Raw genomic sequence first — 26,612 nt, 5'->3', positions numbered from 1 at the left:
AGCCGAAGCCGGTTCATCGTTCGACTTGCATGTGTTAAGCACGCCGCCAGCGTTCGTCCTGAGCCAGGATCAAACTCTCCGTGAATGCTTCCGGGTAATCCCGGCAACACCACGAGAGCGGAACGGAACCGGAGGAATAGTCCGGCCCGTTCACAGCGTCCTCGCTGTGTGTGTTTCTTCAAAGGAACCTCGTCCGACCAGACGATCCGAATTTAGATCGGCCGATCGTACGGGGTATCAACATATCTGGCGTTGACTTTTGGCACGCTGTTGAGTTCTCAAGGAACGGACGCTTCCTTCGAAACCGTTTCACCGGTTTCTCCGGGCGCTTCCCTTCGGTGTTTCACACGCTATCAGACCGATTTCGTTTCTCCGAATCCGTGCTTTTCGCAGGCATGCGAAAGCTGATCCGAAGATCTGTCGTCAGGTGACTGATGGCGCTGCCTCGACCTGGATGTTCCCGCAGTGGACTGCGGCGCTTCATCCGGGGCAGGGGTACGACAGTACAACCCTCGCGCAGCGGTGGCAAATCGATTCGGTGCCCCATGGGCGCCCTTCGGCCTGCACAGCTTGTGCGGAATCCGCCGTTCCTATGACTTACGCTTCTGGGCAGTGCGCTGCCCGGGACAGGCGGTGACAGTGCGTGACGAAAGCTCCACCCCCTGGGAGGCTTCCTATGACCACCGTGACCTCCCCGCTCGCCGGGCGTGTGATCGGCCTCGCGGCCGTGCCCGATCCGGTGTTCTCCGGGGCGATGGTCGGTCCCGGCACCGCGATCGACCCCGCGCTCGAACCCTCCGTGGCGGTGGCGCCGGTCGACGGCATCGTCGTCTCGCTGCATCCGCACGCGTTCGTCGTCGTCGACGGGGAGGGGCACGGTGTGCTCACCCACCTCGGTATCGACACTGTCCAGCTGGGCGGCGAGGGATTCGAGGTGCTGATCAACAAGGGCGACACCGTGCGGCGCGGCGACCCCGTGGTGCGGTGGGACCCCGCGGCCGTGGTGGCCGCCGGGAAGTCGCCGGTCTGCCCGGTCGTGGCGCTTGAGGCCACCGCCGAATCACTGGCGGACGTCAGTGCGGATGTGGATGTGAAGTCCGGCGACACTCTCTTCAGCTGGACATGAGCTCACTGCCGTTCGGAGCCGGTCCGATCGGCCGTTACGGCGAGTAGACAACCACCGCGGCGGGTTATCCCGTCGCATCGAACCGGAGACGGGTGTGATGGAGACAACGCTGCGAGGCGTCGGCGTGAGCCACGGGGTGGCGATCGGCGAGGTGCGGCACATGGGGACCGCGGTCCTGGAGCCGCCGGCGAAGCAGATTCCGTCGGACGAGGCACCGCGTGAGCAGGGGCGTGCCCGCCAGGCGGTCGAGGCTGTGGCGGCCGATCTGATGGCGCGCGGCAATCTGGCGGGCGGCGAGGCACAGGCCGTGCTCGAGGCGCAGGCCATGATGGCGCAGGACCCGGAGCTGATCGCCGATGTCGAGCGGCGTATCGCCGTGGGCAGCACCGCCGAGCGCGCGGTGTACGACGCCTTCGCCGCGTACCGGGCGCTGCTGGCCGGGGCCGGGGAGTATCTGGCCGGGCGGGTGGCCGACCTGGACGATGTGCGCAACCGGATCGTGGCCCGGCTGCTGGGGGTGCCGATGCCCGGTGTGCCCGACAGCGACCAGCCGTACGTGCTGATCGCGCGGGACCTGGCCCCCGCCGACACGGCGCTGCTCGACCCCACCCTGGTGCTCGGGTTCGTGACCGAGGAGGGCGGACCGACCAGTCACAGCGCGATCCTCGCGCGCGCCCTGGGTGTGCCCGCGGTGGTGGCGCTGCCCGGCGCCGGTGAGCTGGTCGAGGGGACGCTGATCGCCGTCGACGGCAGCACGGGAGAGATCTTCGTGTCCCCGAGCGCGGAGAAGCAGGCCGAGCTGGCCCGGGCGGCGGAGGAGCGGAAGGCCGCGCTGGCCGCGTCCTCCGGGCCGGGTGCGACCTCGGACGGTCACAAGGTGCCGCTGCTGGCGAACATCGGCGGCCCCTCGGATGTCGCGGCGGCCGTCGAGGCCGGGGCCGAGGGTGTGGGGCTGTTCCGCACCGAGTTCCTCTTCCTCGACGACAGCGCCAAGGCGCCGTCGGAGGAGAAGCAGATCGAGGCGTACCGCCAGGTGCTGGAGGCGTTCCCCGAGGGCCGGGTCGTGGTGCGGGTCCTGGACGCGGGCGCCGACAAGCCGCTGGACTTCCTCACGCCGGCCGACGAGCCCAACCCGGCGCTGGGTGTGCGCGGGCTGCGGACCCTGCTCGACCACCCGGATGTGCTGCGGACGCAGCTGACGGCGCTGGCCAAGGCCGCGGCGGGGCTGCCCGTCTATCTGGAGGTCATGGCCCCGATGGTGGCCGACCGGATCGACGCCAAGGCGTTTGCCGACGCGTGCCGGGAGGCGGGGCTGCGGGCCAAGTTCGGCGCGATGGTGGAGATTCCGTCCGCCGCGCTGCGGGCGCGCTCGATCCTCCAGGAGGTGGAGTTCCTGTCGCTGGGCACCAATGACCTGGCGCAGTACACCTTCGCCGCGGACCGCCAGGTCGGCGCGGTGTCGCGGCTGCAGGACCCGTGGCAGCCGGCGCTGCTCGATCTGGTGGCCGCGTCGGCCGAGGCCGCGCGGGCCGAGGGCAAGAGCTGCGGCGTGTGCGGGGAGGCCGCGTCCGATCCGCTGCTCGCATGCGTGCTCACGGGGCTGGGTGTCACCAGCCTGTCCATGGGCTCCGCGGCGATTCCGTATGTGCGCGCCACGCTGGCCAAGCACACGCTCGCCCAGTGCGAGCGCGCGGCTTCCGCGGCTCGCGCGGCGGACACCGCCGAGGACGCGCGCGTCGCCGCGCAGGCGGTGCTGTCCGGCGAGTGAGCCGGTGAGCTGAGGCCTTGCCCGAGGGCGTCTCCAGGGGGCGTCCCGCCGCGGTTGGTGCGGTGGGGCGCCCCCTGGTGTGTCTGTGGCGGGTGGGTCACTCCCCTTCCGGGTCGGTGGGCTCGGATTCCGGGTCGGTGGGCTCTGGTCCCGGGTCGGTGGGCTCGGGTGTGCCGGTCTCCTGGTCGTCCGGGCTGTTCGGGACGCCCGGGGCATCCGGGACGTCCGGGTCTTCCGGGCCGGGCAGCGGGATGCCCGGCCGGTACTCGACGCCGTACTCGGGCGGGACCGGCTCGCCGGTGTCCGCGTCCGTGCAGTACGCGCTGAAGACCTCCGCCTCGCTCAGCGGCCGCAGCCAGCCCTGGTGCAGCGACCAGCCGCGGACCGTGTCCGGGGCACCCGGCGCGGTGGTGCGCAGCACGACGCCGCCGGGGCCGTTCATGGCGATCCCGCAGGCCAGCACCGTGCTGAAGATCAGGGCCTCGGTGCCGTCGAGCTCTACCGGCCCCTCCCCCGTCGCTTCCGCGTGCACCACGGCCACGAGCGGGACATCGCTCGCCGGGACGCTGCACACCGCATGGTGGCGGCCGGGCCCGGCCGCCGCGAGCAGTCGCCGCAGCGCGGTCCGGGCGCGGCGGAACGCGGCGTGGCCCGGGTCGTCCGAGCAGCCGCAGCCGCCCGCGCGGGACAGCAGGGCCGTGGCGTACTCCCAGGTGGCCTGCTGCTCGGCCGCCTCGATGAGCCGCAGCAGAAGCTGGTCGAGCGGCTGGCCCTCGTAGCTCACGGTCGGTCCCGCGGCGGCGACTTCGGCCGTATAACGGGTGCGGGCGGCGGAGGTGTCGGGGTCGATGCCGGAGTCCGCGCAGAACTCCTCGTACTCGACGGGGTCGAACAGCGCGATGGACGTGTGCACGCCCTGTGACGCGAGCATCCGCAGCAGCCCCTCCGTCTGCCGCAGATACGTGGTGTGATCGTCGAAGGCGAACGACGCGTACCGCCGCATGGCCGTAAAGTCCTCCTCGTCGGCCAGCAGCGCCACGGTGCTGGGCGCTTCTCTGCGCAGCGCGCGCCGCGCGGTGCGCTCCCTCCGGTGCGGGCCGCCTTGTGTGGTGTGCGCCATGACTCCCCCTCAGCGCGGTCGATCAGTGCTCACTCACCGTAACCGGGGGCACTGACAACGCGCTTTCGGCGGCGCTCGGGCCGGGGGGCCGGCGTCGTCAGGCGTCCGGCTGGGCGGGCCTCTCGCGCGCCAGGCGCTCGTAGAAGCGCAGCAGCTCCACGTCGTCGACCGAGCCCGGGTTGACGGCCTTGTCCAGGGTGGTGCCCTGCAGCAGGCGTTTGACCGGCACCTCGATCCGCTTGCCGGTGAGGGTGTGCGGTACGCCGGGGACCTCGATGATCTCGTCGGGCACATGGCGCGGGGAGAGCTGTTCGCGGATCGTGCGCTTGATGCGGTCGCACAGCCCGGCGTCGAGGGTGGCGCCCGGCGCGAGGTGGACGAACAGCGGCATCCAGTAGCCGCCGTCGGGCTGTTCGACGCCGATGACGAGGGATTCGCGGATCTCGGGGAGACGTTCGACGGCCTCGTAGATGTCCGCGGAGCCCATCCGTACGCCCTGCCGGTTGAGCGTGGAGTCGGAGCGGCCGTGGATGACGACCGTGCCGCGCGAGGTGAGGGTGATCCAGTCGCCGTGCCGCCAGACCCCGGGGAACATGTCGAAGTAGCTGTCGCGGTAGCGGCTGCCGTCCGGGTCGTTCCAGAAGCGGACCGGCATGGACGGCATGGGCTGGGCGACGACCAGCTCGCCGACCTCGTCGAGCACCGGCTCGCCGCTCGGGTTCCAGGCCTGCAGGTCGGTGCCGAGCCCGGGGGCCTGCAGCTCCCCGATGTGGACCGGGAGGGTGGGGACGGCGCCCGCGAAGCAGCTGCACACGTCCGTGCCGCCGCTGACCGAGGCGATCCACATGTCGCCCGGGCCGGCGTCGGCGAACTCGTCGTGGATCCAGCGGAAGCCGTCCGGCGGCAGCGGGGAGCCGGTGGTGGCCACACAGGCGACGCGCGAGAGGTCGAAGTCGCGGGCCGGGTGGACCCCGGCCTTGCGGCAGGCCATGACATAGGCCGCCGAGGTGCCGTAGAGCGTGGTCCCGGTGCGTTCGGCGATACGCCACTGGGCGGCGGTGTCGGGGTAGCCGGGGCTGCCGTCGTAGAGGACGACGGTGGCGCCCGCCAGCAGGCCGGAGACCAGGAAGTTCCACATCATCCAGCCGGTGGAGGTGTACCAGAAGAACCGGTCGCCGGGTCCCAGGTCGCAGTGCAGGCCCAGCTGTTTGAGGTGCTCGATCAGGATGCCGCCCTGGGACTGGACGATCGCCTTGGGCAGTCCGGTGGTGCCCGAGGAGTAGAGCACCCACAGCGGGTGGTCGAACGGCACCTGCTCGAAGACCGGTTCCGCCTCCTCGCGGACCACGGTGTCCCACTCCAGCGCGCCCTCGGGGGCTGGGCTGCCCAGCAGCGGGATGTGCACGACGGCGCGCAGGGTGGGCAGTTCGCGGCGCAGTTCGGCGACGGTCTCGGTGCGGTCGTGCTCCTTGCCTCCGTAGCGGTAGCCGTCCACGGTGAACAGGACCACCGGCTCGACCTGCTGGAAGCGGTCCAGGACGCTGCGCGCGCCGAAGTCGGGGGCGCAGGAGGTCCATACGGCGCCGACGGCGGCGGTGGCCAGGAGCGCGACGACCGCCTGGGGAATGTTGGGGAGGTAGCCGCTGACCCGGTCTCCGGGGCGTACGCCCAGCCGGCGCAGCTCGGCGGCAACCGCGCCGACCTGGCCGCGCAGCGCGGCCCAGCCGACCGGCCGCTGCTCATGGCTCTCGTCGACGTGGAGCAGCGCGGGTTCGGCGGCGCGGGCGGGGTCCTCGGCGGCGCGCAGCGCGTGTTCGGCGTAGTTGAGTGTGGCGCCGGGGAACCACTGGGCGCCGGGCATGGTGGCGTCGGCGAGCACCGTCTCGTACGGGGTGGCGAAGCGCACCTCGAACCACTCGGCGACCGCCTGCCAGAAGCGCGCCAGTTCGGTCACGGACCAGCGGTGCAGCGCCGCGTAGCTCGCCGCCGGGTCGCCGGGGACGGGTGCGGGGGCACCGTGGCGCTCGGCCGCCCAGGTGTGGAAGCGGGTGAGCTGGGCGCGGGCGATCCGCTCGGGACCGGGCTGCCACAGGGGGCGCGGCAGGTGGTCTGGGTGCGCTGCGGTGGTCATCTCTCGGCTCCCGGCTCCCGGCGTGCGCGGATGCGCATGGTGTGTCCCTTCAGGACGATGCCATGTGATCGACTTGTGCACCAGGGCCGCCACTCCATAGAGAGGGCGGTGGGGATGTGTGGGGACCACGGGTGAACGGCAGTTGAACGCCGCGCGCACGGGGCGTCGTCAGTGGCAAGGTGATCATCATGGATGCGCGTGACCTGGTGCGGTCGGTGAAGGTGGTCAGTACGGCGCAGGGGCTCAGGTCGCTGCGCTCGGCGTGGCGGCGTCGGCGTTCCGACGCGGTCGGGCTGCCGCGGCGCGGGCCGGAACGCGCGCGGGTGCCGGGGCTGGTCCAGGGGGCGGACCCGGAGCCGGGGGGTGGGGTGGTGCGGTTCGCTCGGTCCTCGCTGCGGGTGCGGGTGACCGCGGGCGGCGCGGTGTTCTGCGGCTGGGACGGTGCCGAGCCGGAGCCCTCGTACGCGCTGGACGGGCCCTGCCCGGACGCGGACGAGCGGGTGCGTCTTGAGCCGGACACGGAGGGCGGCTGGCGGGTGGTCGCCGAGCGGGTGACGGTGACGGTCTCGCGGAACGGGGCGGTGGAGGTGCGTACCCCGGGCGGGGTGGTGCTGCGGCGGGATCTGCCGCCGCGCTGGTGGGAGCCGGCGGGCTGCGACGTGCCGGGGGCGGGCGCCCATGGGCCGGCCGCTGGGCCAGTCGCTGGACGGGCCGATGGGCCGGCCGATGGGCAGGCGAATGGACAGACCGGCGGGCGGGCCGACGGGCGCGGGGAGGGTGGCCGAGGGCCGGGCAGCGCCGGCGGGGTGGCGGCGCGCTGGGAGCAGCGGTCGCAGGTCGCGGCGGACGCGCGGTTCTTCGGGCTCGGTGGGCGGGCGGCCGGGCCGCGGCTGCGGGACGGCTCGTACCGGCTGTGGAACACCGATCCGGGCGGCAGCTTCGAGCCGGGGGACGATCCGCTGTATCTGACCATGCCGGTGCAGCTGGTGGTGGCGGACGCGGGCACCCATCTGGTGTTCCACGACAACTCGTGGGACGGCACGGTCACCCTGCGGGAGGGCGAGGAGGGCGCGGGGTCCGGGCACGACCGGCCGGGCGGCTGCCGGACGCGGATGGAGGGCGGCCCGCTGCGCTACTGGGTGATCGTGGGCACGCCTGCCCGGGTGCTGCAGGGCTGGGCGGCGCTCACGGGCGCGGCCGCGGTGCCGCCGAGCTGGGCGCTGGGCTACCACCACGCCCGCTGGGGGTTCGGCGGTCAGGAGGAGGTGCGGCGGGTGGTGGCGGGCTACCGGGAGCGGGGGCTGCCGCTGTCGGCGCTGCACCTGGACATCGACCACCTCTCCGGGCACCGGGTGTTCACGGTGGACACCGCGCGCTTCCCCGATCTGCCCGGGCTGGCGGCGGAGCTGCGGGAGGGCGGGACGCGGCTGGTGTCGATCGTCGATCCGGCGGTGAAGGCGGAGCCGGGCACCGCGGTGTACGACAGCGGCGCGGCCGAGGACGTGTTCGTGCGCGACACGCGCGGGCGCGAGGTGCGCGGGGTGGTGTGGCCGGGCGAGGCGGTGTTCCCCGACTTCACCGAGGCCCGGGTGCGCGCGTGGTGGGGCGGGCTGTACGCGGAGCGGCTGGGGCAGGGCTTCTCCGGGGTGTGGCACGACATGAACGAGCCGGTCTCCTTCGCGGCCTTCGGCGATCCGACGCTGCCGCGCTCGGCCCGGCACTCCCTGGAGGGCCGGGGCGGCGACCACCGCGAGGCGCACAACGTCTACGGCCTGGCGATGGCGCGGGCCGGCTACGAGGGGCTGCTGGCGCTGCGCCCCGAGGAGCGGCCGTTCCTGTTCTCCCGCTCGGGGTGGGCGGGGCTGCAGCGGTACGGGGGCAGCTGGTCGGGGGATGTGGCGACCGGCTGGCCGGGGCTGCGCGCCTCGCTGTCCCTGGTGCTGGGGCTCGGCCTGTCGGGGGTGCCGTACTCCGGTCCGGACGTCGGCGGGTTCACCGGCAGCCCGTCCCCCGAGCTGTATCTGCGCTGGTTCCAGCTGGCGTCGTATCTCCCGCTGTTCCGTACGCATTCGGCGATATGGGCGGGGCGGCGGGAGCCGTGGGAGTTCGGGCAGCGGGTCCTCACGCATGCGGCGGAGGCGCTGCGCGAACGTCAGCGGCTGCTCCCGTACTTCGTCACGCTGGCGTACGAGGCCCGGCGCACCGGGGCTCCGTACGCGCGGCCGGTGTGGTGGCGCTGGCCGAAGGACCGGGCGCTGCGCGACTGCGAGGACGCCTTTCTGCTGGGGGACGCGCTGCTGGTGGCGCCGGTGCTGGAGGAGGGCGCGCAGCGGCGGTCGGTGCGGCTGCCGCGCGGCCGCTGGTACGACACGGCGACCGGCCGGGCGTACGAGGGCCCTGGGCAGGTGGTGCTGGACGCCCCGCTGTCGCGTATCCCGGTGCTGGCGCGGGCGGGGGCGGTGGTGCCGGTGGCGGGCGCGGACGGCGGGGTGGAGCTGGAGGTGTGGGCTCCGGCGCAGGACCGCGGGCGCGGCGGGATTCTGGTCGTGGACCCGGGCGACGGGTGGGACAAGCCGGAGGTGGTGCGGTTCACCACGCGGCTGCGGGACGGGGAGGTGGTGGTCGAGCGGCAGGGTGCGGCGGAGCCCGGGTATCCGGTGCGGGTGCGCGGCCAGGTGCCTCGGGAGCGGCGGCGCGGGCGGTGAGGGGGCTGAACGGGCGGTCGGGGGTTGTTCGGGACCCCGCCGCCCTGATATCTGAGGTGCCCATGCCGAGATTCACTGCCGCGCTGCGCGCGCTCGCCCTGCCCTTCGCCGCCCTTCTGGCCGTCTCCGCCTCCCCCGCCCCGGCACAGGCGCGGACGGAGCCCAAGGCCCCGAAGGAGTTCGTGGCGCTGAGCGACGTGGACCCGACGATCCTGCAGGAGATCCGCTACTACACCCCGCACAACTTCACCGGCCACCGCGTGGACGGCTACCGCGAGCCGCTGTGCATCCTGACCCGCCCGGCCGCCGAGGCGCTGCACCGGGCGCAGCGCTCCCTGCTGCGGCGGGGCTACACGCTCAAGGTGTACGACTGCTACCGGCCGCAGCGCGCGGTCAACGACTTCGTCGCATGGGCGAAGGACCTCGACGACCAGTCGATGAAGGGGGAGTTCTACCCGGACGTCGACAAGACGCGGCTGTTCGAGGACGGCTACATAGCGGAGAAGTCGGGGCACAGCCGGGGCAGCACCATGGACCTGACCATCGTGAAGCTGCCCGCCGTGCCCACCCGTCCGTATGAGCCGGGCGAGGAGCTGGTGCCGTGCTACGCGCCGAAGGGCGAGCGGTTCCCGGACAACTCGGTGGACATGGGCACCGGTTACGACTGCTTCGACACGCTCTCGCACACGCTGGACCCGCGGATCCAGGGTGCGCAGCGGGCGAACCGGCTGCTGCTGAAGGACACGCTGGAGGGTCTGGGCTTTGTGAACCTGGCCGAGGAGTGGTGGCACTACACCTACAAGCCGGAGCTGTTCCCGGACACCTACTTCGATTTCCCGGTCTCGCGCCATTCGCTGCGCGGCCACTGAGGCCGCGGTTTCTCCGCGCCCGGGGGGCGGCACGGCTCACAGCCGTCCGCCCGCCGGGTCGGAGGAGAGCCGCTGGGCGACGTGGACGGGGAGCACGGACAGGGCGATCAGCAGCGCGGCGACGACGTTGACGACGGGCGCCTGGTGGGGCCGGGCCAGGTTTTCGTAGATCCAGACGGGCAGGGTGGTGGTGCCGGGCCCGGCGGTGAAGGTGGTCACCACGATCTCGTCGAAGGACAGCGCGAAGGCGAGCAGCCCGCCCGCGAAGAGCGCCGAGCGGACGGCCGGGAAGGTGATGTACCGGAAGGTCTGCCAGGGGCGGGCGCCGAGGTCGGCGGAGGCCTCGGCCATGGAGGGGGCGACGCGGCGCAGCCGTGCCCCGACGTTGTTGAAGACCACGACGACGCAGAAGGTGGCGTGTCCGACGACCACCGTGAAGAGGCCGAAGCCGACGCCGAGGGGGTCCAGGACGGTGCGGAAGGCCGCGTTGAGGGCGATGCCGCTGACGATGCCGGGCAGCGCGATGGGCAGGACCAGCAGGAAGGAGACGGTGCGCCGCCCGAAGAAGCGGTGGCGGTGGACGGCGAACGCGGCCATGGTGCCGAGCACCAGGGCGATGGCGGTCGCGGCGAGCCCGGCCCGTACGGAGGTGAGCAGCGCCTCCCGCGCGCCCTCGCTGTGCAGCGCGGCGCGCCACCACCGGCCGGTCAGGCCGCTGGGCGGCCAGCCGAAGGAGCGGTCGGAGTTGACGGAGTTGAGCAGGACCAGCAGCAGGGGCGCGTAGACGACGGCGAGCCCGGCGGCGGTGACACAGCCGAGGGCGATGCGGGCGGTGCGCGACAGCCGCACGGGTGGTACCTCCTTCAACAGGCCGAGTGGGCGGGGCGGGCAGGGTGTCAGAGGGAGTCGAGGGCGCCGGCCCGGCCTACGGCGGCCAGGTAGCAGACGATGAGGACGACGGGCACCGCGGAGAGCGCGGCGGCCATGGGCAGGTCGAGGGTGACCTGTGCGGCGATGACGTTCCCGATCAACTGGGTCTTGCCGCCGACGATCTGCACGGTGATGTAGTCGCCGAGGCTGAGCGAGAAGGTGAAGACCGACCCGGCCAGCAGCGCGGGGCGTACGGCGGGCAGGACGACCGAGCGCAGTGTGCGCCAGGGCCCGGCGCCGAGGTCGGCGGAGGCTTCAAGCGCCCGTTCGGGGATCCGCTCCAGGGCCGCGTACACCGGCAGGATCATGTACGGCAGCCACAGATACGCCAGCACGATGACGACGGCGGTGCTGCCGTATCCCGGCCCGTGCAGCCCGAGCGGCGCCAGGGCCGCGTTGACGACGCCGTCCTGGCCCAGCATGACCCGCCACGCGTACGCCTTGACCAGGTAGCTGGCCCAGAGCGGGGTGAGGACGGCGACCAGCAGCGGCCGGCGCCACCGGCGGCCCGCGACGCACGCCATGAAGAACGCCATGGGCAGGGCGAGGAGCGCGTCGATGAGGGTGACGGCGACCGCGATGGACAGGGTGCGCAGCGCGACGGTGCGGTAGACGGGGGTGGTGAGCAGCTCATGGAAGTTGTCGGTGTTCCAGGTGCGGACGACGTCCGAGGTGAAGGAGTCGGTGGTCCAGAAGGCGGAGATCAGCAGGACGCCGAGCGAGCCGAGATAGGCCAGGGTCAGCCACAGCAGCGGCGGGCCGAGCAGGGCCGCGAGGCGCAGCCGGCCGGCGGTGCGGGGGCCTGGGGCGGCACCGGGGGCGGGGTGGGCACCTGAGGGTGCGCCCGGGGCGGAGCTGGGGCCGGGACCGGGGGCGGGGCGGGCCGCGGGGGCTCGCATCTCAGCCCTTGATCTCGGTCCAGGCCCTGGTCCATTGGGTGTAGTCGGTGCAGGTGGTGTTCTTGCGGCCGTCGAGGCACTGCTTGATGGGGGTGGTCCAGAAATAAACCCGCTGGTAGTAGCTCTCGTCGTCGGCGTGGTAGACGGCGCAGTGGCGGGGGTCGGCGGTCTTGGCGCATGCCTTGGCGTTGGCGGGGGCCTCGCCGAAGTACTCGGCGACCTGGGCGTTGACCTTCGGGGAGACGATCCAGTCGAGCCATTTGTAGGCGCAGTTGGGGTGTTCCGCCTTGGTGGAGACCATCCAGGTGTCGGACCAGCCGGTGGCGCCCTCCTTCGGCAGCACGGCCTTGACCGGTGCCTTGTCGGCCTGGGCGAGGTTGGCGATGACCTGCCAGGTGGTGCCGATGACGCTGTCGCCGCCCTTGAAGGAGGTGATCTCCTTCTGGTAGTCGCTCCAGTACTCCCCGACCGCCTTGTGCTGCTTCTTGAGCAGCGCGACGGCGGCGTCGAGCTGGGTGCGGTCCAGGGCGTACGGGTCCTTGATGCCCAGGGACGGCTTGGCCTTCATCAGGTACAGCGCGGCGTCGGCGATGTAGATGGGCGAGTCGTACGCGGTGACGTGCCCGCGGTAGGCGTCGGCGTCGTCGAAGACGGCGCGCCAGGAGTCGGGGGCGGGCTTGACCTTGTCGGTGCGGTACATGAGGAGGTTGGCGCCGCGGCCGTGCGGAATGCCGTACATCTGGCCGTTCTTGGAGTTGAACGGGCGCATCTTGAGGCCCTGGAAGATGTCCTTGTAGTTGGGCACCAGCTTGGTGTTGACGGGGGCGGCGTCGCCGGAGGCGATGAGGCGCAGGGTCGCGTCGCCGGAGGCGGAGACGGTGTCGTACTGCCCGGTCTTCATGAGCGAGACCATCTCGTCGGAGGTCCCGGCGACTTTGGTGTTGACCTGGCAGCCGGTCTTCTTCTCGAAGGGATGGACCCAGTCGGCCTTCGGGTCGTTGGAGCCGTCCTCCGCGTAGCCCGCCCAGGCGATGATGTTGACCTTGCCCTCGCCCTTGCCGAGTTTTTCCGGGGCCTTCGCCCGCTTGCCGCCGTCGTCCGAACCGCAGGCCGTGACGGCCAGCAGCAGGGCGCACACCGCGGCCGCGGACCTCCCCGCAGATGTCTTCCGCATCTTGGTCCTCCCCTACGACATGGCTGTCCGGGATCTCGCCAGTATCGGTGGGGGGATTCCGCTTCACCAGAGCGCCTCGAGGCCTCATCAAGTCATGTCCGGGTCAAATGCGCTGGTCGCTCCGCGGTTCAGCTCGGCACGGGAAAGGCGTCGCTGTCGTCCCACAGCAGCCGGATCTCGGCGTCCGGGCGGACGGTGCGCGGCAGGTCGGCCAGGTTCTGCCGGATCACGGTCAGCCGGTCGCCGTCCGGGAGCGCGACGGTGAAGCGGGTGTGCGCCCCGGCGTGCACGATGTCCGCGATGCGCCCGGTCACGGTCCGCTCCCCGTCGGCGGGCGGCTCGGCGAGGTGGGCCAGGCGGATGCGTTCGGGCCGGATGCTGTAGGCGCCGGGGCGGCCCACCACGCGGACGGCCGCCGGGCCGCGCAGCAGGTTGGTGGTACCCATGAAGCCCGCGACAAAGGCGGTGGCGGGGCGTTCGTACACCTCCACGGGCGGGCCGATCTGTTCGATCCGGCCGTCCGAGACCACCGCGACCCGGTCGCTCATGGTCAGCGCCTCCTCCTGGTCGTGGGTGACCAGGAGGAAGGTGATGCCGGTGGTGCGCTGAAGCTCCTTCAGCTCGGTCTGCATCTCCCGCCGCAGACCGAGGTCGAGCGCGGTGAGGGGTTCGTCGAGCAGCAGTACGGCGGGCCGGTCGACCAGGGCGCGGGCCAGGGCGACGCGCTGCCGCTGGCCGCCGGAGAGCTCGGCGGGGCGGCGCGGCCCGAAGCCGTCGAGACGGACCGTGGCGAGGGCGTCGCGGGCGCGGGCGAGCCGGTCGGCCTTGCGCACGCCGCGCACCGTCAGGGCATAGGCGACGTTCTGCTCGACGCTCATATGCGGGAAGAGGGCGTAGTCCTGGAAGACGGTGCGCACATCGCGGCGGTGGGGCGGCAGGGCGGTGACATCGCGGCCGGACAGCTCCACGCGGCCCGTGGTGGGCCGCTCGAAGCCGGCGACCAGGCGCAGCAGGGTGGTCTTGCCGGAACCGGAGGGGCCGAGGAGGGAGAAGAACTCGCCGTCGGCGAGGGAGAGGTCGACGCCGTCGACCGCCCGTACGGAGCCGAAGTCCTTGACCACGGCCACCAGCCGGACCGCCGCTTCCGTCATGGCCACGCCTGCTCCCTTCATGGGGGTCATGAGGGCCCTCCCGGCTGTCGATCACGCGCCCCGGCCGTGCCGGGAGGCGCCCTCGTACCGGGGTTACGTGCCCCGCGGCCGCTGTGCCACACTTCTGACGTCCCGTCAGTTAATCGACTTGGCTTTCTGGGAGGCGTCGTGCCGCGCACCCGTACCCCGGTGGTCCCCGGGTGGTTCACCACCGAGGGCGAGGAGTTCCGGCTGCTGGGGACGCGGTGCCGGGCCTGTGGCTCGGTGTTCTTCCCGCGCGAGGACTCCTTCTGCCGCAGCCCCGGCTGTGCGGGCACCGAACTGGACGAGGTGCCGCTGTCCCGGCGCGGCCGCGTCTGGTCGTACACCGACGGGCGCTACCGGCCGCCCGCGCCGTACGTCAGCGACCCGGACACCGAGTGGCGGCCGTACACGCTGATCGCCGTGGAGCTGGCGGCCGAGCGGATGGTGGTGCTCGGGCAGGGCGCGCCCGGGGTGACCCTGGCCGACCTGGCCGTGGGGATGGAGGTCGAGGCCGTGCCCGGGGTGCTGAACGAGGACGCCGAGCACATCTGGACCACCTGGAACTGGCGGCCCGTCAGTTCTGATGGGGAGGTGCGGCCATGACCGGCGGCGGCGAGGTGGCGGTGCTGGGCGCGGGGATGCACCCCTGGGGCAAATGGGGCCGCGGCTTCGTCGAGTACGGCACGGTGGCCGCGCGCGCCGCGCTCGCCGACGCCGGCCTGGACTGGCCGGCCATCGGGTCCGTGGTCGGCGCCAACACCCTGCGGTGCGGCTACCCCGGGCAGGTGGCGGGCGCGACCTTCGCGCGGGCGCTGGGCTGGCAGGGGGCGCGCGTGACCAGCGTGTACGCCGCCTGCGCCTCCGGTGCGCAGGCCATCAACACCGCCCGCACCCAGATCCTGGCCGGCCTGGCGGACACCGTCCTCGTCGTCGGCGCGGACGCGGCGCCCAAGGGGTTCTTCGCCCCTGCGGGCGGCGACCGGCCCGACGACCCCGACTGGCTGCGCTTCCGGCTGCTGGGCGCGACCAACCCCGCGTACTTCGCGCTCTGGGCCCGCCGCCGGATGGCCGTATACGGCGACACGCCCGAGGACTTCGCGCGGGTCAAGGTGAAGAACGCGGCCGCGGGAGCCGCCAACCCCCACGCCCGCTACCGCACGGCCGTCAGCGCCGAGGACGTCGCCGCCTCCCCGGTCGTCGCCGACCCGCTGCGCCTGCTGGACATCTGCGCGACCTCCGACGGGGCGGCGGCGCTCGTGCTGAGCAGCGTGGACTTCGCCCAGCGGCACGGCGTCCGGCGGCCGGTGCGGATCCGCGCGGTCTCCACCGTCACCCCGCGCTATCCGCGCACCGCGCTGGACCTGCCGGACATCGCGACCGACTCGGCGGCGGCCGCCCTGGACCCCGAGCCCGACAGCTTCCGGGCCGCCATCGCGCGGGCGGCGTACGAGGAGGCGGGGCTCGGGCCCGAGGACCTGTCACTGGCGGAGGTGTACGACCTGTCCACCTCGCTGGAGCTGGAGTGGTACGAGGACCTGGGGCTGTGCGGGGCCGGGGAGGGCGCGAAGCTGCTGAACTCGGGCGCCACCGCGCTCGGCGGGCGGCTCCCGGTCAACCCGAGCGGTGGCCTCGCGTCCTTCGGCGAGGCGGTCCCGGCGCAGGCCATCGCCCAGGTGTGCGAGCTGACCTGGCAGCTGCGGGGCCTGGCCGGGGAGCGGCAGGTGGCCGGGGCGCGGGCCGGAATCACCGCGAACCAGGGGCTGTTCGGGCACGGGTCGTCGGTGATCGCGGTTCGCTGAGCCCTCCCGCGCGTGTCGTGTCCGCGCAGTCCGCCTGGGGTGCCGCGCGTGCCGGTGATCACCGTCCGCGCGCGTGCCGTGCGTCAGGCCAACGACAGGAACAGCTTCTCCAGCCGCGCCCGCGTGCGCTCCCGTGTCTGCGGCCGGGCGCCGTTCTCCTCGGCGAGGCACTGCTGCAGACCGCTGGCGATGATCGCGAACCCGGCCCGGTCCAGCGCCCTGGACGCGGCCGCCAGCTGGGTGACCACCTCTTCGCAGTCCCGGCCCTCCTCGATCATCCTGACGACCCCGGCGATCTGCCCCTGGGCCCGGCGCAGCCGGTTCAGCACCGCGGTCAGCTCCTCGGCCGCCAGCTCCAGCTCCAGTTCCGGCTCCACAGCCCCTCCTACCAGATACCCGGCGGGCGACCTGCCCGGCCGGGGAAGACCCGAGACACACCGCGGCCCGCACCCCGGACGGCGGGGTACGGGCCGTATCACCGGACGCCGACCTGGCGGCGCCCGTTCTAGCGCCTGGCCGCGGAGGCCATCATCGCGTGCTCGACGACCGAGATGAGCACGTTCTTGGCGGATTCCCGCTCCCGGGCGTCACACAGGATGACCGGTGTGCCCGGATCGAGGTCGAGCGCGTCGCGCACCGCGTCCTCCGGGTAGCGGGTGGCGCCCTCGAAGCAGTTGACGGCGACCGTGAAGGCGATGCCGCGCCGCTCGAAGTAGTCGACCGCGGCGAAGCAGTCCTCCAGCCGTCGGGTGTCGGCGAGGACGACGGCACCCAGCGCGCCCGTCGCCAACTCGTCCCACAGGAACCAGAAGCGGTCCTGTCCCGGGGTGCCGAACAGATAGAGCACCAGGTCCTCGCGGAGCGTGATGCGCCCGAAGTCCATGGCCACGGTGGTGGTCGTCTTGGCCTCCACCCCCGCGATGTCGTCGACCGGCCGACCCGCCTCGCTGAGCAGTTCCTCGGTGCGCAGCGGCTTGATCTCGCTCACCGCGCCCACCAGAGTCGTCTTGCCCGCGCCGAACCCGCCCGCCACCAGGATCTTCAGCGTGATCGGGTCATTGACAGGAGAGCGGCCCAGGTCAGAGTGCCCGTAGACCATTGATCACCTCGCGCAGAATCCTCTCGTCCGGCAGTTCCGCCGGAGGTACGGGCCGGGACACTCGGACGAGTGCCGCGTGCAACAGGTCCCCGATGAGCACCCGGACGACGCCGACCGGCAGGTCGAGTTCGGCCGCCAGCTCGGCGACGGACTGAGGGGAGTCCCGGCTCATCTCGACGATGTCGATGTGCTCCGGGGACAACGTCTGGTCGGCGACGGACACATGAGTGACGCTGTCGGCGACGACCACCGCGATGAGGTCGAGCTTCCCCTCGGCGGCGCTGCGGGTGCGACCCCGTGTCATCGCGTAGGGCCGGACCACCGGTCCCGCCGCGTCGTCGAACCAGCGGGCGTCGCCTTCGCCGTCTGCGGTCATCTCCCCCCTCCCCCGTTACCCGCCGGATCGCGGCGCGCTGCCCAGATGCACGCCCACCCGCTTGACCAGCAGCGTCATTTCGTAGGCCACCTGCCCGACGTCCGAGTCGGCGTCGGCGAGCACCGCCAGGCAGCTGCCGTCGCCGGCCGCGGTGACGAACAGGAAGGCGTCGTCGAGCTCGACGATGGTCTGGCGGACCCGCCCGACGTCGAAGTGACGGCCGACTCCCTTGGCGAGGGAGTGGAAGCCCGAGGCCACGGCCGCCAGGTGCTCGCCGTCCTCGCGGGACAGGTCACGGGATCCGCCGGTGGGCAGGCCGTCCCCGGAGAGCACCAGCGCCTTGCGGATGCTGCCGACGCGTCCGACCAGTTCATCGAGCAGCCAGTTCAGCTCGCCCGAAGCTCTCGGCGAGGCGTTCCGTGCTGCGTGCGGTGCGGTCATCGACCGTCCCCCTCATATGTCGTTCCAGGTGCTGTGTCGGCCCCGCCGTTCCCAGTGGCCGTCTGGCGCCGGCCGCGCTGCCATCCCCGTTGCAGCGAGGCCATGGTGGCCCTCGCCTGTTCGGCGTCGCGTTCGGGGTCGGTCTCGGCAGGGTATCGGTCCGCCTCGGTCTGCGGAGCGGGGTCGTTCTTCAACTGGGGTGCCAAGCTGGCCTGCCGCACCCGCTTGGGGAGACCGGACGCCGACCGCTGGGCCGGCACCGGGCGCTCCGGTCTGGTGCGCTCCCCGTTCCAGGCCGTCCGCGCCTGCCGCTCGGGACCGGGACCGGGGCCGCGGCCCGCGCTGCGGGACGCGGACCTGCCCTGGCCGTCGTCCGGGCCCGGGCCGTCGGAACGGCCCTCCCTCTGGGCCCAGGACGGCTGCGCACCGCTCTGCGGACGGGCCTGCTGTGCACCGCTCTGGGAGCGGGCCGGCTGTCCGCCGTCCCGGGGCGGCTGGCCGCCGCCCTGCTGCGGACGGGCGTGCCGGCCGCCGCCCGGGGCGCCCCGCACCGGGCGGCCGTGGTCGGAGACCAGCACCGGCGGGACGCGGCGGGGCAGCGGCGCGGGGCCCTGGTCCCGGCCGCCCGGCACGCCGTCCCGCGCCTGCTGGTGCTGCGCCTCCTGGTGCTGCTCCTCGGGCATCCGCTGGTGCGGCACGGGCCCGGTGGGCCTGGCGGCCGCGGGCGGCGTCTGGGACAGGCCGCGGGCGCGGAAGATGGCGCCCGCCTCGTCGTCGTCCTCCACGACGTCCTCGGCACCGGCCTGTGCGAGCGGCGCGGCGGACGGCTCGAGTTCGACCGGTCCGTCGACCACCGACACCTTGCGGCCGGCCCGGTCGGAGAAGTCCGAGAAGGAGACCGGCGCCTCCTCGACGGCCTGCAGCCTGCTGTCAGGACCCAGCCTGATGTCGGAGACCCCGCGCTCCCGGCCGCTTTCGTAGGTGCCGGTCTCGTACGTGGCGCTCTCGTACGCGTCGTCGGCCTCCTGCCCCGTCTCGCCGGTGTCGGTGAGCAGGGACGAGGGGATCAGCACGATCGCGGTGGTACCGCCGTACGGGGAAGGCTGCAGCGAGACCCGTACGCCCTGCCGCTGGGCGAGTCGGCTGACCACGAACAGGCCGAGCCGGTCGGTGTCGGACAGCTCGAATTCCGGCGTCTCGGCGAGCCTCTGGTTCGCCTCCAGCAGCGCCTCCGAGGTCATGCCCAGGCCCCGGTCGTGGATCTCCAGCGTGAACCCCTTGGCGACCCGCTCGCCGTGCACCTGGACGGCGGTGTGCGGGGGCGAGAAGACGGTGGCGTTCTCCAGGAGCTCGGCGATGAGGTGGGTGAGGTCGCCGACCGCCGGGCCGTTGACGGCGAGCCGCGGCATGCGCCGGACCTCGATCCGCTCGTAGTCCTCGACCTCGGCGACCGCGGCGCGGACGACGTCCATCAGCTGGATCGGCTTGCGCCACTGCCGGGAGGGGGCCGCGCCGGAGAGGATGACCAGGCCCTCGGCGTGCCGCCGCATACGGGTGGTCATATGGTCCAGGCGGAACAGGTCGGCGAGCTCGTCGGTGTCCTCGGTACGCCGCTCCATCGCGTCCAGCAGGGTCAGCTGGCGGTGCAGCAGCACCTGGCTGCGGCGGGCCAGGTTGACGAAGACGTCGGAGACGCCCTGGCGGAGCTCGGCCTGTTTGACGGCCGCCTCGACGGCGGCGCGCTGCAGGGTGTTGAGGGCCAGGCCGACCTGGCCCATCTCGTCCTGCCCGTACTCGAGGCGGGGCGCCTCGGTGTCCACGTCGACCTGCTCGCCCGCGCCCAGGCGGCGCATCACGTTCGGCAGCCGCACGCTGGAGGCCTCCTGGGCGTCCTTGCGCAGCCGGGACAGGTCCCGGATCAGACTGCGGCCGATCCTGAACGACACGAAGATCGACACGAGCAGGGCCAGCAGGCCGAGGATTCCGGCGGCACCGGCCCTGAGCATGACGTCGTCGGCCACCGGGTCGATGCGCTTCTGGAGGCGGTCGGTGGCGTCCTTGCCCAGCCGGTCGTAGTCGTTGAGCATCGGCTGGGCGGCGGCCTCCCAGTGCTTCCGGTCCAGGGCGCGGAGCGCGTCGGACGGCTTGGTGGAGGCCATGAGCTTGCCCTCGGCCAGGCGCAGGGCGGCGGGCGCGGCGTTGTTGCGCCGGTAGTCCGAGAAGATCTTCTGCTCGGAGGCGGGCAGGATCGGCAGGTTGGTCTCGTAGAGCAGGTTGCGCTCGGCGATGAGGTCGGAGATCGCGTGCAGATCCTCCGGGGTCATCTTGCGCGCCGTCAGCGCCGAGACATACAGCGCGTCCTCGCGGGAGAGCGCCTCGCGGGCACGGATCATGGCGACCAGCGCACGGCCCTGCTTGTCCAGGTCCGTGTCGGGCACGGCGTGCAGCGAGCTGCGGAAGGTGTAGCAGAGGTCGACGAGTTTGTTGTAATACTCATATGCTGCCGCGCGGTTGGTGCCGCGGTCCTCCACCTTGCGGCGCAGGCCGTCCAGGCCCTCGGCGGCCTTGAGGATGGCGGAGAGCTGATCCTCCGATTCGGAGTTCATCATGTCGCGCACATCGCTGTCGGCGGCGGCGTCCCTCAGGACGCCGAAGACCTCGTCGGTCTTGCGCTGCAGCGCGTGGAGCACGGGAAGTGCGTCGGCCTGGCGCGGATCGGCCAGGAGGACGAGGGTCTGCCGGCGCTCCTTCTGAATGGCGTGAACGGCCTCCTCGGCCGGCTGACCGGCCTTGTCGATGATGTCGGAGGCGTCCAGGAGCCGAATCGCCTCACGAGTGGTGATCACTGTAGCGAAGGCCCAGATTGCCGTCAGCGAGACAAGTGGCACCAGCAACAGCGCCACGATCTTCCGGCGGATCGATTTCCCGCGAAAGCGCATGGCCTCCCCAACGTCAACCCCGTTGTACGGGGGCGGTGTTCGAGTTCCGACAACAAGCGGCGCGAGCCTACTACTGCCCGTTCGACAACTCGAAGGCCTGTCCGCTTGATGCCGGGACCGGTCCCCCCGGCGCCATCACGAGTTGTCCGGTGATGGGCTGACTTACCCCCCGCCGCCCGACCCTCTTTTGCTGACTTCGACAGGCTGGAATGAGTCAACCCTTGGCTGGATTTCCCCTCTCTGGGGGAACCTACCGCCGCTGTTATTCGTGCACTGAGGGGGCACACTAAGGGGGAATACGACCCATGTCCCGCTTTTTGAAACCGCAGGACCTGGGCAGCCGCTGAAAGGTGTAGGGGCTTCATGGACGCCATGGACAAGGATCGCGACATCCCGCAGCGCGCGGTTCGACCGCTGTGGACAGAGGAGCCGGCCCGAAGGCGCCGGCTGCCCGATCCGGTCCGTACGGCGGCGGTGCGCGCGGTCATCATCGTCGCGGTGACCTTGGTGCAGGCGATGATCGCGGTGCTGAGCGCGCTGGCGGGCTCGTGGCTGGCGTTCCCCTCGGTGCTGACCACGGTGGGCAGCACGGTGCTGGCCACCTGGGGCGTGCTGGACGTATGGGTGACGCGGCAGGTGTGGAACCAGCGTTACGGCGTGGTGTCCCGGCCCAGCAGCACCGCGCGGCAGCTGCGCCGGCAGCGCCGCCGGGCCCGCAAGGCGGGCCCGGTCGGCTCGCCGCGCCCCGCGGAGCGCGGGCGGGCGCGCGGGGCGGCGGCGTGATGCGGTGGGGTGATGCGGTGCGTGATGCGGTGGGGCGCGGCGGGGTGCGTTGGGGTCGCGTGGTGTGGCGGGGCCGCGTGACGGCGCACGGCGCGGCGGCGTGACGGCTGGGGCGGGCGACGGTGACTCTCCCCGACGACAGCCGCAGGCCCCGCCGTATCCATAGGCGGCGCGGACCCGGCTACCCGACCGGGGCCTCCGCCCCGGTGGGGGCGTCCGGGCGGCGGTACATTCGGGTCGCCGTGATCTGGCCGTGGACCTGGCCGTCCTCGGGGTCCCGCTCGGGGAGTCCCGGCCGCAGGTGTTCCTCGACGCTGATGTACTTCAGCCCCGCGCGCAGGTCCGCGTCGTTGCGCAACCGGATGACCAGCGGGAACTCGGCGAGCGCCGTCGTGTCGAACAGGCCCGTGGTGTAGAGCAGCTGGACGCCCAGCGCATCCGCGACCGCCCGCTGCAGCTCCAGCAGATACGTCGCGTTGGCGCGCCCGATGGGGTTGTCGAGGAACAGCGTGCCCGCGTGGCGGTGCCGGTCCCGGCCCCGGTCGTTGCTGCGCAGCGCCGCCATCGTGCAGTACAGGGCGATGGCGGCGGTCAGCAGCTGGCCGCCGGAGAAGACATCGCCCATCTGCCCGACCGGCACCCGCTCGGCGCGCAGCACCGCGTCCGGCTTGAGGATTTCGACGGCCACGCCGCGCGGCTGGAGCGCCGCGTGCACACCGCGCAGCAGCAGCGACATGCCGTCGCGGCGCAGGTCGGAGTTCTTCCGCACGGCGGAGCGGGTCGCCTCGTCGATGACCTCGCCAAGCCGTTCGGCGAGCGTCGCCTGGTCCGGGTCCTCGAAGCGGATGCGCAGGAACTCCTGCCCCGACCACTCCCCGAGCCCTTCGGGCAGCCGGGAGAGCCGCTGGGCCGAGCGCAGCGTCGCCAGCGACGACTCGACCAGGCCGCGCAGCCGGTCCACGATGCTGTCCCGGTTGCGCTCCAACTGGGCCAGCTCGTCGGTCAGCACGCGCAGCCGGGGCGCGAACGCGTCGGCCCACGCCGCGGCGTGCTCCGGCAGGGCGGACGCGGGCAGCTCGCGGATCTGCTGCCGGGCGGGGGTGCGCACCTGCTCGTAACGGGTCGCGTTGGCGTGCCGTACGAGCACATCGCTCGCCTCCCGGACGGCGGCCTCGGCCGCCGAGAGGTCGCCCGCGCAGCCGCGCAGCGAGCGGCGGGTCTCGGCGGCCGCCTGCCGGGCCTCCGCGAGGCTCCCGGCGTACGCGTCGGGCTGCTGCTCGCCGTCCGCGTCCTGGTGGTCGCGGAGCAGATCCCGCAGCAGGGCGGCGGTCTCCTCGAAGCCGCCCGCCGCGTCCTCGGCGGCGCGGTGGGCGCGCAGCAGCTCGCTGTGGGTGGTGCGGGCGGTCTCCAGCGCGTCCGTACGGGTGCTGAGCTCCGCGTTCGCCGTGCGCAGCAGCTCCTTGGCCTGCTCGGCGTCCTGAGGGACCATCCCCTCCGGCAGCTCGGTGTGCGCCTCGCCGTCCTCGGGCGCCAGCCGCTCCGCCTCACCGCGCAGCCGGCCCAGCTGCTCGCTCGCCGCCGACGCGCGCGCCTCCAGCATGTGCACCAGCGACTCGGCGCGGGCGGCGGCCGCCTGGCGGGACGGGCCGTCCGCGCCGTCCGTGCTCTCCAGGAGCTGTGCGGCGCGGGTGCGGACCTTGTTGGTGAGCCGGTCCAGGGCGGCCAGCGCGGCGCTCTCGTCGCTCTCCGCGCGGGCCTGCTCGGCGCGCAGATCGGCGCCGACGCCGACCTTCTCGTACACCTGCGAGGCCGCGCGATACGCCTCGCGGAGCGCGGGCAGCGAGGCGGTGGGCGGCGCGCCGTCCGCCACGTCGTCGGGGGCGCCCGCGATCTCGGCGCGCTCGGCGCGCAGGGCGCGGGCGGTGCGGTGCGCGTCGTCGGCCGCGCGCTGGGCGGCGCGCCGGTCCTCGTCCGCCGCGCGCGCCCGGTCCACACAGGCGGCGGCCCGCTCCTCGTACTCCGCGGCCTCGTCGGCCAGTTCGCGCAGCCTGGTCTGCCAGGCGGCGCGCTCCCGCAGCCGGAACGCGAGCCCCGCCAGCGCGTCGGCCGCCCGGCGGGCCCGCTGCGCCGCCTCCTGCCGCTCGTCGCGCACCCGGGCCGCCTCGCCGGCCGCCTCGTCCGCCTCCGCCCTCGCCGTACGGGCCTCCGCCAGCTCCCGCTGCGCGGCGTCCGCCGCCTCGCGAGCCGCCTCGGCCGCCTCCGCCAGCTCCGCGAGCCGTCCGGGCGGGCAGCCCGTACGCCATGCCGACAGCCGCGCTGCCAGCGCCCGGTCCCCCGCCAGCCGGGCCGCGAGCGCCCTGATCTCCTCGTCCCGCGCGGTGGCCCGCGCCCGCAGCTCCCGCCGCTCGTCGTCGGCGGCCCGCTCGTCGTGCATCGCCGGGTTCGGCGGCACCAGGAACACCCCGCTGTCCTGCGCCCCGGGCGACGGCGTCGGCGCGAGCAGCGCGGCCGCCGTCCCGACGGCCACGGCGGAGCGCGGCAGCAGCGACGCCGTGCCCAGCACCTCGCGCGCCCGCGCGTGCGTGTCGGGGTCGGTGATGACCACCCCGTCGACCAGCTCCGGCCGTGCGGCCAGCACCGCGGCGTGGTCGACGGGGTCCACGGCCTGCGCCAGATACCGCCAGCCGGGCAGCGCGGGGATGCCGTGCTCGCCCAGGTACTCCACCGCCGCCAGCACATCGGGGCTCGGCGGCAGCAGCCCGCCGTCGCCGAGCGCGCCGAGGATCCGCGCGTCGTCGGCCGCGGCCGTACGCAGGTCGAAGAGGTGCCGCTCGGCGGAGGCGACGCTCTCGTCGAGCACTTCCCGCAGCGCGTCGGCGTTCCGGTCGAGCTCCTCGGCGCTCAGCGGCCCGTCACCGGCCGGCCGCCGCACGCCGCCACCCTCCGCCGGCGCGCCACCATCGCCGCCGGCGTCCCGCCGCCCGCCGGTCACGCCCCGGCGCGCGGCGGCCTTGTCTGCCGGGCCTTCGCCGCTCCCGTCGCCGTCAGCCGTGGCGGGCTCGCCCGCTTCGGGGTCCCAGCAGTCCTCGCCCTCGTCGGCGGGCTGTGTGCGCTCGTCGGGGTCGACGGCCGGCGGGGTATACGGGGTGTCAGCCGGCCGCGCGCCGTTCTCCGCCTCGTCCACGTGGGCGGAGACGCGGCCGGGTGGGCGGGCGTCGGCGGGCAGGGAGCGGGCGGGGTGGCTTGGGGTGTTGTGGGTGGGGTGCGGCTGGTCCAGGTCGTCGACGCGCATCGTCACCCGGCTCGGCCGCCCGGCCTCGGCCGCCGACGGGCGCCCGGCGCGCGGGGTCGGGACGGACGGGGTGGCCGCGGGGAGGCCGAGGAGTTCGACGAGGCGCTGTTCGGAGCCGAGCGACTCCGCCGCGCGGCGCTCCGCGTCGTACGCCGCCACGGCCGCGCCGGCCGCGTCGGCCGCGCGGGCGGCGGCGAGTTCGGTGCGGGACTGCTCGGCGGCGGTCGCCTTGGCGGCGTCCGCGGTGCGGCGGGCGGCCTCGCGGGCGGCGTCCCAGGCGGCGACGGCGGTCTTCTCGGCGTCGCTGGCGGCGAGGGCGGCGCGGGCCGGGTCGGCGTCGGGGGCGGAGTCGTCCAGCCAGCCGGCGCGCACCGCCTCGGCGGTCTCCTGCTCGACCTCCGCGAGCCGCTGCCGCAGGTGCTCGGCCTCGCTGCGGGCGCGCTGGGCGGCCGTGGCGGCCGCCGTGGCGTCGCGGTGGGCGACCTCGCCCGTCTCCTGGAGGGCGGCGGAGCGCTCCTCCTCCTCGTTGGCCAGCCGCTCGCCGTCCTCGGCCGCCGCGTGCAGGGCCCGTACGAGATCGGCGGCGGCCTTGGCGCGGGCGGCGAGCGCGGGGGCGGCGTCCCGCTCGGCCTCGCGGATCGCGGCGGCGACGCGCGCCGAGCGGTCGGCGGCGGCGCGGTGGCGCAGCACCGTCTCGGCGGCCTGCCACGCGGAGTGCAGGGTGCGGGCGTCGTTGATCTCGCGCCGCTGCGCGGCCGCGCCCTTCTCCGCGGCGGCGAGCGCCAGGGAGGCGTGCCGGTAGGCGAGTTCCGCGGCGACCAGGGCGCTGCGCCCGCGCGCCCCCTCCGCCTCGGTGACGGCGTGGGCGGCGGTGGCGACCTGCTGGGCGAGCTCGGCGGCGCGCTCGCGCTCCTCGGCGCCGCGCGCGGACAGCCGCCTCGCGAGCGTGCGGGTGCGGCGCTCGGCGCCCGCGTGCACCCCGCGGGCCTGCTCGCGCCGCTCCGCGGCGTCGGCGATGCGGGACAGCAGGTCGAGCGAGCCGGCCGTGAAGTCGCGCTCGGCCGTGAGCTCCGCGCGGCGGCCGAGCTTGTGGGCGAAGCCGTGGACGAGGTCGGCGAGCCCGTCCGTGTCGCGGGTGTCGGTGACGGCGCGCAGCAGCAGATCGGTGAAGTCGGAGTCGTTCTTGACGGCGAACAGGCCGGCTGCCTCGCCCTCGTCCGCGTTCATCTCCCGCTGGTAGCGGAAGAGTTCGGGGTCGAGCCCGAGGTCGCCGAGGTGTTCGTTCCAGCGCTCGTGGATCTCCACCCAGGACACGTCGAGGTGCGGATAGGCCTTGCCCGCCTCGGTGATGGCGTCGCGGAAGCCCTTCATGGTGCGGCGGCGGCCGCGAGCGGTGGAGGCGCCCTCGACGAGGGGCCGCACGGCCGCGGACTCGGCCACCGGCAGGGAGTCCAGGCTCAGCCCCGGTCCGGGGCGGAAGGAGTACCACGCCTCGGCGAACTTCCGCGGGTCGTTGGACACCTGGCGGCCGCGCCACTCGCTGACCTTGCCGACGACGACCGTCTCACCGGTGACCGTGTGCTGCCACTCCAGCGCCACGTGCCCGCAGTCGTCGGCGAGCAGGAACTTGCGCAGCACGCCGGAGCTGGCGCCGCCCAGGGTGTTGCGGTGGCCGGGCAGCATCACCGAGAAGATCAGCTTGAGCAGGACGGACTTGCCACCGCCGTTCTCCAGGAAGAGCACGCCGGCGGGCGCGGGACGCCGCGGCGGGCCGACGGGCTCCTCCTCGAAGAACTCCGCCTGGGTGGGGGCGGGGCTGGGCACCGGCTCGCCGACTCCGCGCAGGTCCAGCACGGTGTCGGCATAGCGCGCACCGGCCGGCCCGATGGAGTAGAGGCGGATCCGGGACAGCTCGTACATGGCGGCGGACTCTCGTTGTCGTGAAGGCGGTCAGGAAGTCGGGAACGGGATCGGGGCGGGGAGGGG

At 73.5% G+C, this 26,612-nt stretch carries 19 protein-coding genes and 1 rRNA gene; 7 read left to right on the top strand and 13 right to left on the bottom strand.

Features of this window, described 5'->3' with window-relative positions:
• A 16S ribosomal RNA gene (locus ACFZDL_RS39755) occupies window positions 1-85 on the bottom strand; the annotation flags it as partial.
• Window positions 86-676: 591 nt separating this feature from the next.
• Between ACFZDL_RS39755 and ACFZDL_RS39750 the strand changes: the two genes are divergently transcribed.
• Both ACFZDL_RS39750 and ptsP read left to right on the top strand, forming a co-directional pair.
• Complete coding sequence (locus tag ACFZDL_RS39750) at window positions 677-1,126, top strand: PTS glucose transporter subunit IIA (RefSeq protein WP_353591679.1); 450 nt, start codon at window positions 677-679, stop codon at window positions 1,124-1,126.
• Window positions 1,127-1,223: 97 nt separating this feature from the next.
• The gene (gene ptsP / locus ACFZDL_RS39745) at window positions 1,224-2,894 is read left to right on the top strand and encodes a phosphoenolpyruvate--protein phosphotransferase (protein WP_353591905.1); all 1,671 of its coding nucleotides are present in this window, start codon (window positions 1,224-1,226) and stop codon (window positions 2,892-2,894) included.
• A 97-nt stretch (window positions 2,895-2,991) separates the two neighbouring features.
• Here ptsP and ACFZDL_RS39740 read toward each other — a convergent pair whose 3' ends face one another.
• On the bottom strand, window positions 2,992-4,014 hold the full coding sequence (locus ACFZDL_RS39740; protein ID WP_353591680.1) for a hypothetical protein: 1,023 nt from the start codon (window positions 4,012-4,014) through the stop codon (window positions 2,992-2,994).
• 97 nt (window positions 4,015-4,111) lie between these two features.
• On the bottom strand, window positions 4,112-6,145 hold the full coding sequence (locus ACFZDL_RS39735) for an acetoacetate--CoA ligase (RefSeq protein ID WP_353591681.1): 2,034 nt from the start codon (window positions 6,143-6,145) through the stop codon (window positions 4,112-4,114).
• A gap of 188 nt (window positions 6,146-6,333) precedes the next feature.
• Here ACFZDL_RS39735 and ACFZDL_RS39730 point away from each other — a divergent pair, with 188 nt between their 5' ends.
• Both ACFZDL_RS39730 and ACFZDL_RS39725 read left to right on the top strand, forming a co-directional pair.
• Window positions 6,334-8,850 carry a glycoside hydrolase family 31 protein gene (locus tag ACFZDL_RS39730; protein ID WP_353591682.1) on the top strand — a complete coding sequence of 839 codons (2,517 nt, stop codon included), beginning with the start codon at window positions 6,334-6,336 and terminating at the stop codon, window positions 8,848-8,850.
• 62 nt (window positions 8,851-8,912) lie between these two features.
• Window positions 8,913-9,719: a M15 family metallopeptidase gene (locus tag ACFZDL_RS39725; protein ID WP_353591683.1), complete on the top strand. Its 807-nt coding sequence runs from the start codon at window positions 8,913-8,915 to the stop codon at window positions 9,717-9,719.
• A gap of 36 nt (window positions 9,720-9,755) precedes the next feature.
• Here the strand turns inward: ACFZDL_RS39725 and ACFZDL_RS39720 are convergent, their stop codons facing one another.
• The 4 genes from ACFZDL_RS39720 to ACFZDL_RS39705 form a co-directional block, all read right to left on the bottom strand.
• Window positions 9,756-10,568 carry an ABC transporter permease gene (locus ACFZDL_RS39720; protein ID WP_353591684.1) on the bottom strand — a complete coding sequence of 271 codons (813 nt, stop codon included), beginning with the start codon at window positions 10,566-10,568 and terminating at the stop codon, window positions 9,756-9,758.
• Window positions 10,569-10,615: 47 nt separating this feature from the next.
• On the bottom strand, window positions 10,616-11,548 hold the full coding sequence (locus ACFZDL_RS39715; RefSeq protein WP_353591685.1) for an ABC transporter permease: 933 nt from the start codon (window positions 11,546-11,548) through the stop codon (window positions 10,616-10,618).
• Window position 11,549: 1 nt separating this feature from the next.
• A complete protein-coding gene (locus ACFZDL_RS39710; RefSeq protein WP_353591686.1) occupies window positions 11,550-12,722 on the bottom strand; it encodes an ABC transporter substrate-binding protein in 1,173 nt (390 codons plus the stop codon).
• Window positions 12,723-12,850: 128 nt separating this feature from the next.
• Window positions 12,851-13,903 (bottom strand): ABC transporter ATP-binding protein, encoded by a 1,053-nt coding sequence (locus ACFZDL_RS39705; RefSeq protein WP_353591687.1) that lies wholly within the window; start codon window positions 13,901-13,903, stop codon window positions 12,851-12,853.
• A gap of 138 nt (window positions 13,904-14,041) precedes the next feature.
• Between ACFZDL_RS39705 and ACFZDL_RS39700 the strand changes: the two genes are divergently transcribed.
• Together ACFZDL_RS39700 and ACFZDL_RS39695 are read left to right on the top strand one after the other, a co-directional pair.
• Window positions 14,042-14,500 (top strand): zinc ribbon domain-containing protein, encoded by a 459-nt coding sequence (locus tag ACFZDL_RS39700; protein WP_353591688.1) that lies wholly within the window; start codon window positions 14,042-14,044, stop codon window positions 14,498-14,500.
• Window positions 14,497-15,696, top strand: a complete 1,200-nt coding sequence (locus ACFZDL_RS39695) for a lipid-transfer protein (protein WP_353591689.1) — start codon at window positions 14,497-14,499, stop codon at window positions 15,694-15,696. The genes ACFZDL_RS39700 and ACFZDL_RS39695 overlap by 4 nt, the downstream gene beginning before the upstream one ends.
• Before the next feature lie 83 nt (window positions 15,697-15,779).
• On the opposite strand, the gene ACFZDL_RS39690 is transcribed toward ACFZDL_RS39695, so the two are convergent.
• The 5 genes from ACFZDL_RS39690 to ACFZDL_RS39670 all read right to left on the bottom strand — a co-directional run bounded on the left by ACFZDL_RS39690 (window position 15,780) and on the right by ACFZDL_RS39670 (window position 20,551).
• Window positions 15,780-16,061, bottom strand: a complete 282-nt coding sequence (locus ACFZDL_RS39690; RefSeq protein WP_353591906.1) for a metal-sensitive transcriptional regulator — start codon at window positions 16,059-16,061, stop codon at window positions 15,780-15,782.
• 140 nt (window positions 16,062-16,201) lie between these two features.
• Window positions 16,202-16,795 (bottom strand): ATP/GTP-binding protein, encoded by a 594-nt coding sequence (locus tag ACFZDL_RS39685; protein ID WP_353591690.1) that lies wholly within the window; start codon window positions 16,793-16,795, stop codon window positions 16,202-16,204.
• On the bottom strand, window positions 16,776-17,171 hold the full coding sequence (locus ACFZDL_RS39680) for a DUF742 domain-containing protein (protein ID WP_353591691.1): 396 nt from the start codon (window positions 17,169-17,171) through the stop codon (window positions 16,776-16,778). The genes ACFZDL_RS39685 and ACFZDL_RS39680 overlap by 20 nt, the downstream gene beginning before the upstream one ends.
• Before the next feature lie 15 nt (window positions 17,172-17,186).
• The gene (locus tag ACFZDL_RS39675) at window positions 17,187-17,612 is read right to left on the bottom strand and encodes a roadblock/LC7 domain-containing protein (protein ID WP_311726776.1); all 426 of its coding nucleotides are present in this window, start codon (window positions 17,610-17,612) and stop codon (window positions 17,187-17,189) included.
• Entirely contained in the window at window positions 17,609-20,551 is a 2,943-nt protein-coding gene (locus ACFZDL_RS39670) for a nitrate- and nitrite sensing domain-containing protein (RefSeq protein WP_353591692.1), read from the bottom strand. The genes ACFZDL_RS39675 and ACFZDL_RS39670 overlap by 4 nt, the downstream gene beginning before the upstream one ends.
• 363 nt (window positions 20,552-20,914) lie before the next feature.
• Here ACFZDL_RS39670 and ACFZDL_RS39665 point away from each other — a divergent pair, with 363 nt between their 5' ends.
• The gene (locus tag ACFZDL_RS39665) at window positions 20,915-21,334 is read left to right on the top strand and encodes a hypothetical protein (protein WP_353591693.1); all 420 of its coding nucleotides are present in this window, start codon (window positions 20,915-20,917) and stop codon (window positions 21,332-21,334) included.
• Between the two features lie 181 nt (window positions 21,335-21,515).
• On the opposite strand, the gene ACFZDL_RS39660 is transcribed toward ACFZDL_RS39665, so the two are convergent.
• Window positions 21,516-26,546, bottom strand: coding sequence for a hypothetical protein (locus tag ACFZDL_RS39660; RefSeq protein WP_353591694.1), 5,031 nt, complete (start codon window positions 26,544-26,546; stop codon window positions 21,516-21,518).
• Window positions 26,547-26,612 lie beyond the last annotated feature (66 nt).

This window comes from Streptomyces sp. NPDC007917, from assembly GCF_042959105.1.
In the GTDB taxonomy this organism is placed as follows: domain Bacteria; phylum Actinomycetota; class Actinomycetes; order Streptomycetales; family Streptomycetaceae; genus Streptomyces.
This window is presented reverse-complemented; position numbering and strand designations above follow the sequence as displayed.

Coding starts and splice junctions, on each gene's coding strand:
- ACFZDL_RS39750 (WP_353591679.1), top strand. CDS start 677: ATGACCACCGTGACCTCCCCGCTCGCCGGGCGTGTGATCGGCCTCGCG.
- ptsP (WP_353591905.1), top strand. CDS start 1,224: ATGGAGACAACGCTGCGAGGCGTCGGCGTGAGCCACGGGGTGGCGATC.
- ACFZDL_RS39740 (WP_353591680.1), bottom strand. CDS start 4,014: ATGGCGCACACCACACAAGGCGGCCCGCACCGGAGGGAGCGCACCGCG.
- ACFZDL_RS39735 (WP_353591681.1), bottom strand. CDS start 6,145: ATGACCACCGCAGCGCACCCAGACCACCTGCCGCGCCCCCTGTGGCAG.
- ACFZDL_RS39730 (WP_353591682.1), top strand. CDS start 6,334: ATGGATGCGCGTGACCTGGTGCGGTCGGTGAAGGTGGTCAGTACGGCG.
- ACFZDL_RS39725 (WP_353591683.1), top strand. CDS start 8,913: ATGCCGAGATTCACTGCCGCGCTGCGCGCGCTCGCCCTGCCCTTCGCC.
- ACFZDL_RS39715 (WP_353591685.1), bottom strand. CDS start 11,548: ATGCGAGCCCCCGCGGCCCGCCCCGCCCCCGGTCCCGGCCCCAGCTCC.
- ACFZDL_RS39710 (WP_353591686.1), bottom strand. CDS start 12,722: ATGCGGAAGACATCTGCGGGGAGGTCCGCGGCCGCGGTGTGCGCCCTG.
- ACFZDL_RS39705 (WP_353591687.1), bottom strand. CDS start 13,903: ATGACCCCCATGAAGGGAGCAGGCGTGGCCATGACGGAAGCGGCGGTC.
- ACFZDL_RS39695 (WP_353591689.1), top strand. CDS start 14,497: ATGACCGGCGGCGGCGAGGTGGCGGTGCTGGGCGCGGGGATGCACCCC.
- ACFZDL_RS39685 (WP_353591690.1), bottom strand. CDS start 16,795: ATGGTCTACGGGCACTCTGACCTGGGCCGCTCTCCTGTCAATGACCCG.
- ACFZDL_RS39680 (WP_353591691.1), bottom strand. CDS start 17,171: ATGACCGCAGACGGCGAAGGCGACGCCCGCTGGTTCGACGACGCGGCG.
- ACFZDL_RS39675 (WP_311726776.1), bottom strand. CDS start 17,612: ATGACCGCACCGCACGCAGCACGGAACGCCTCGCCGAGAGCTTCGGGC.
- ACFZDL_RS39670 (WP_353591692.1), bottom strand. CDS start 20,551: ATGCGCTTTCGCGGGAAATCGATCCGCCGGAAGATCGTGGCGCTGTTG.
- ACFZDL_RS39665 (WP_353591693.1), top strand. CDS start 20,915: ATGGACGCCATGGACAAGGATCGCGACATCCCGCAGCGCGCGGTTCGA.
- ACFZDL_RS39660 (WP_353591694.1), bottom strand. CDS start 26,546: ATGTACGAGCTGTCCCGGATCCGCCTCTACTCCATCGGGCCGGCCGGT.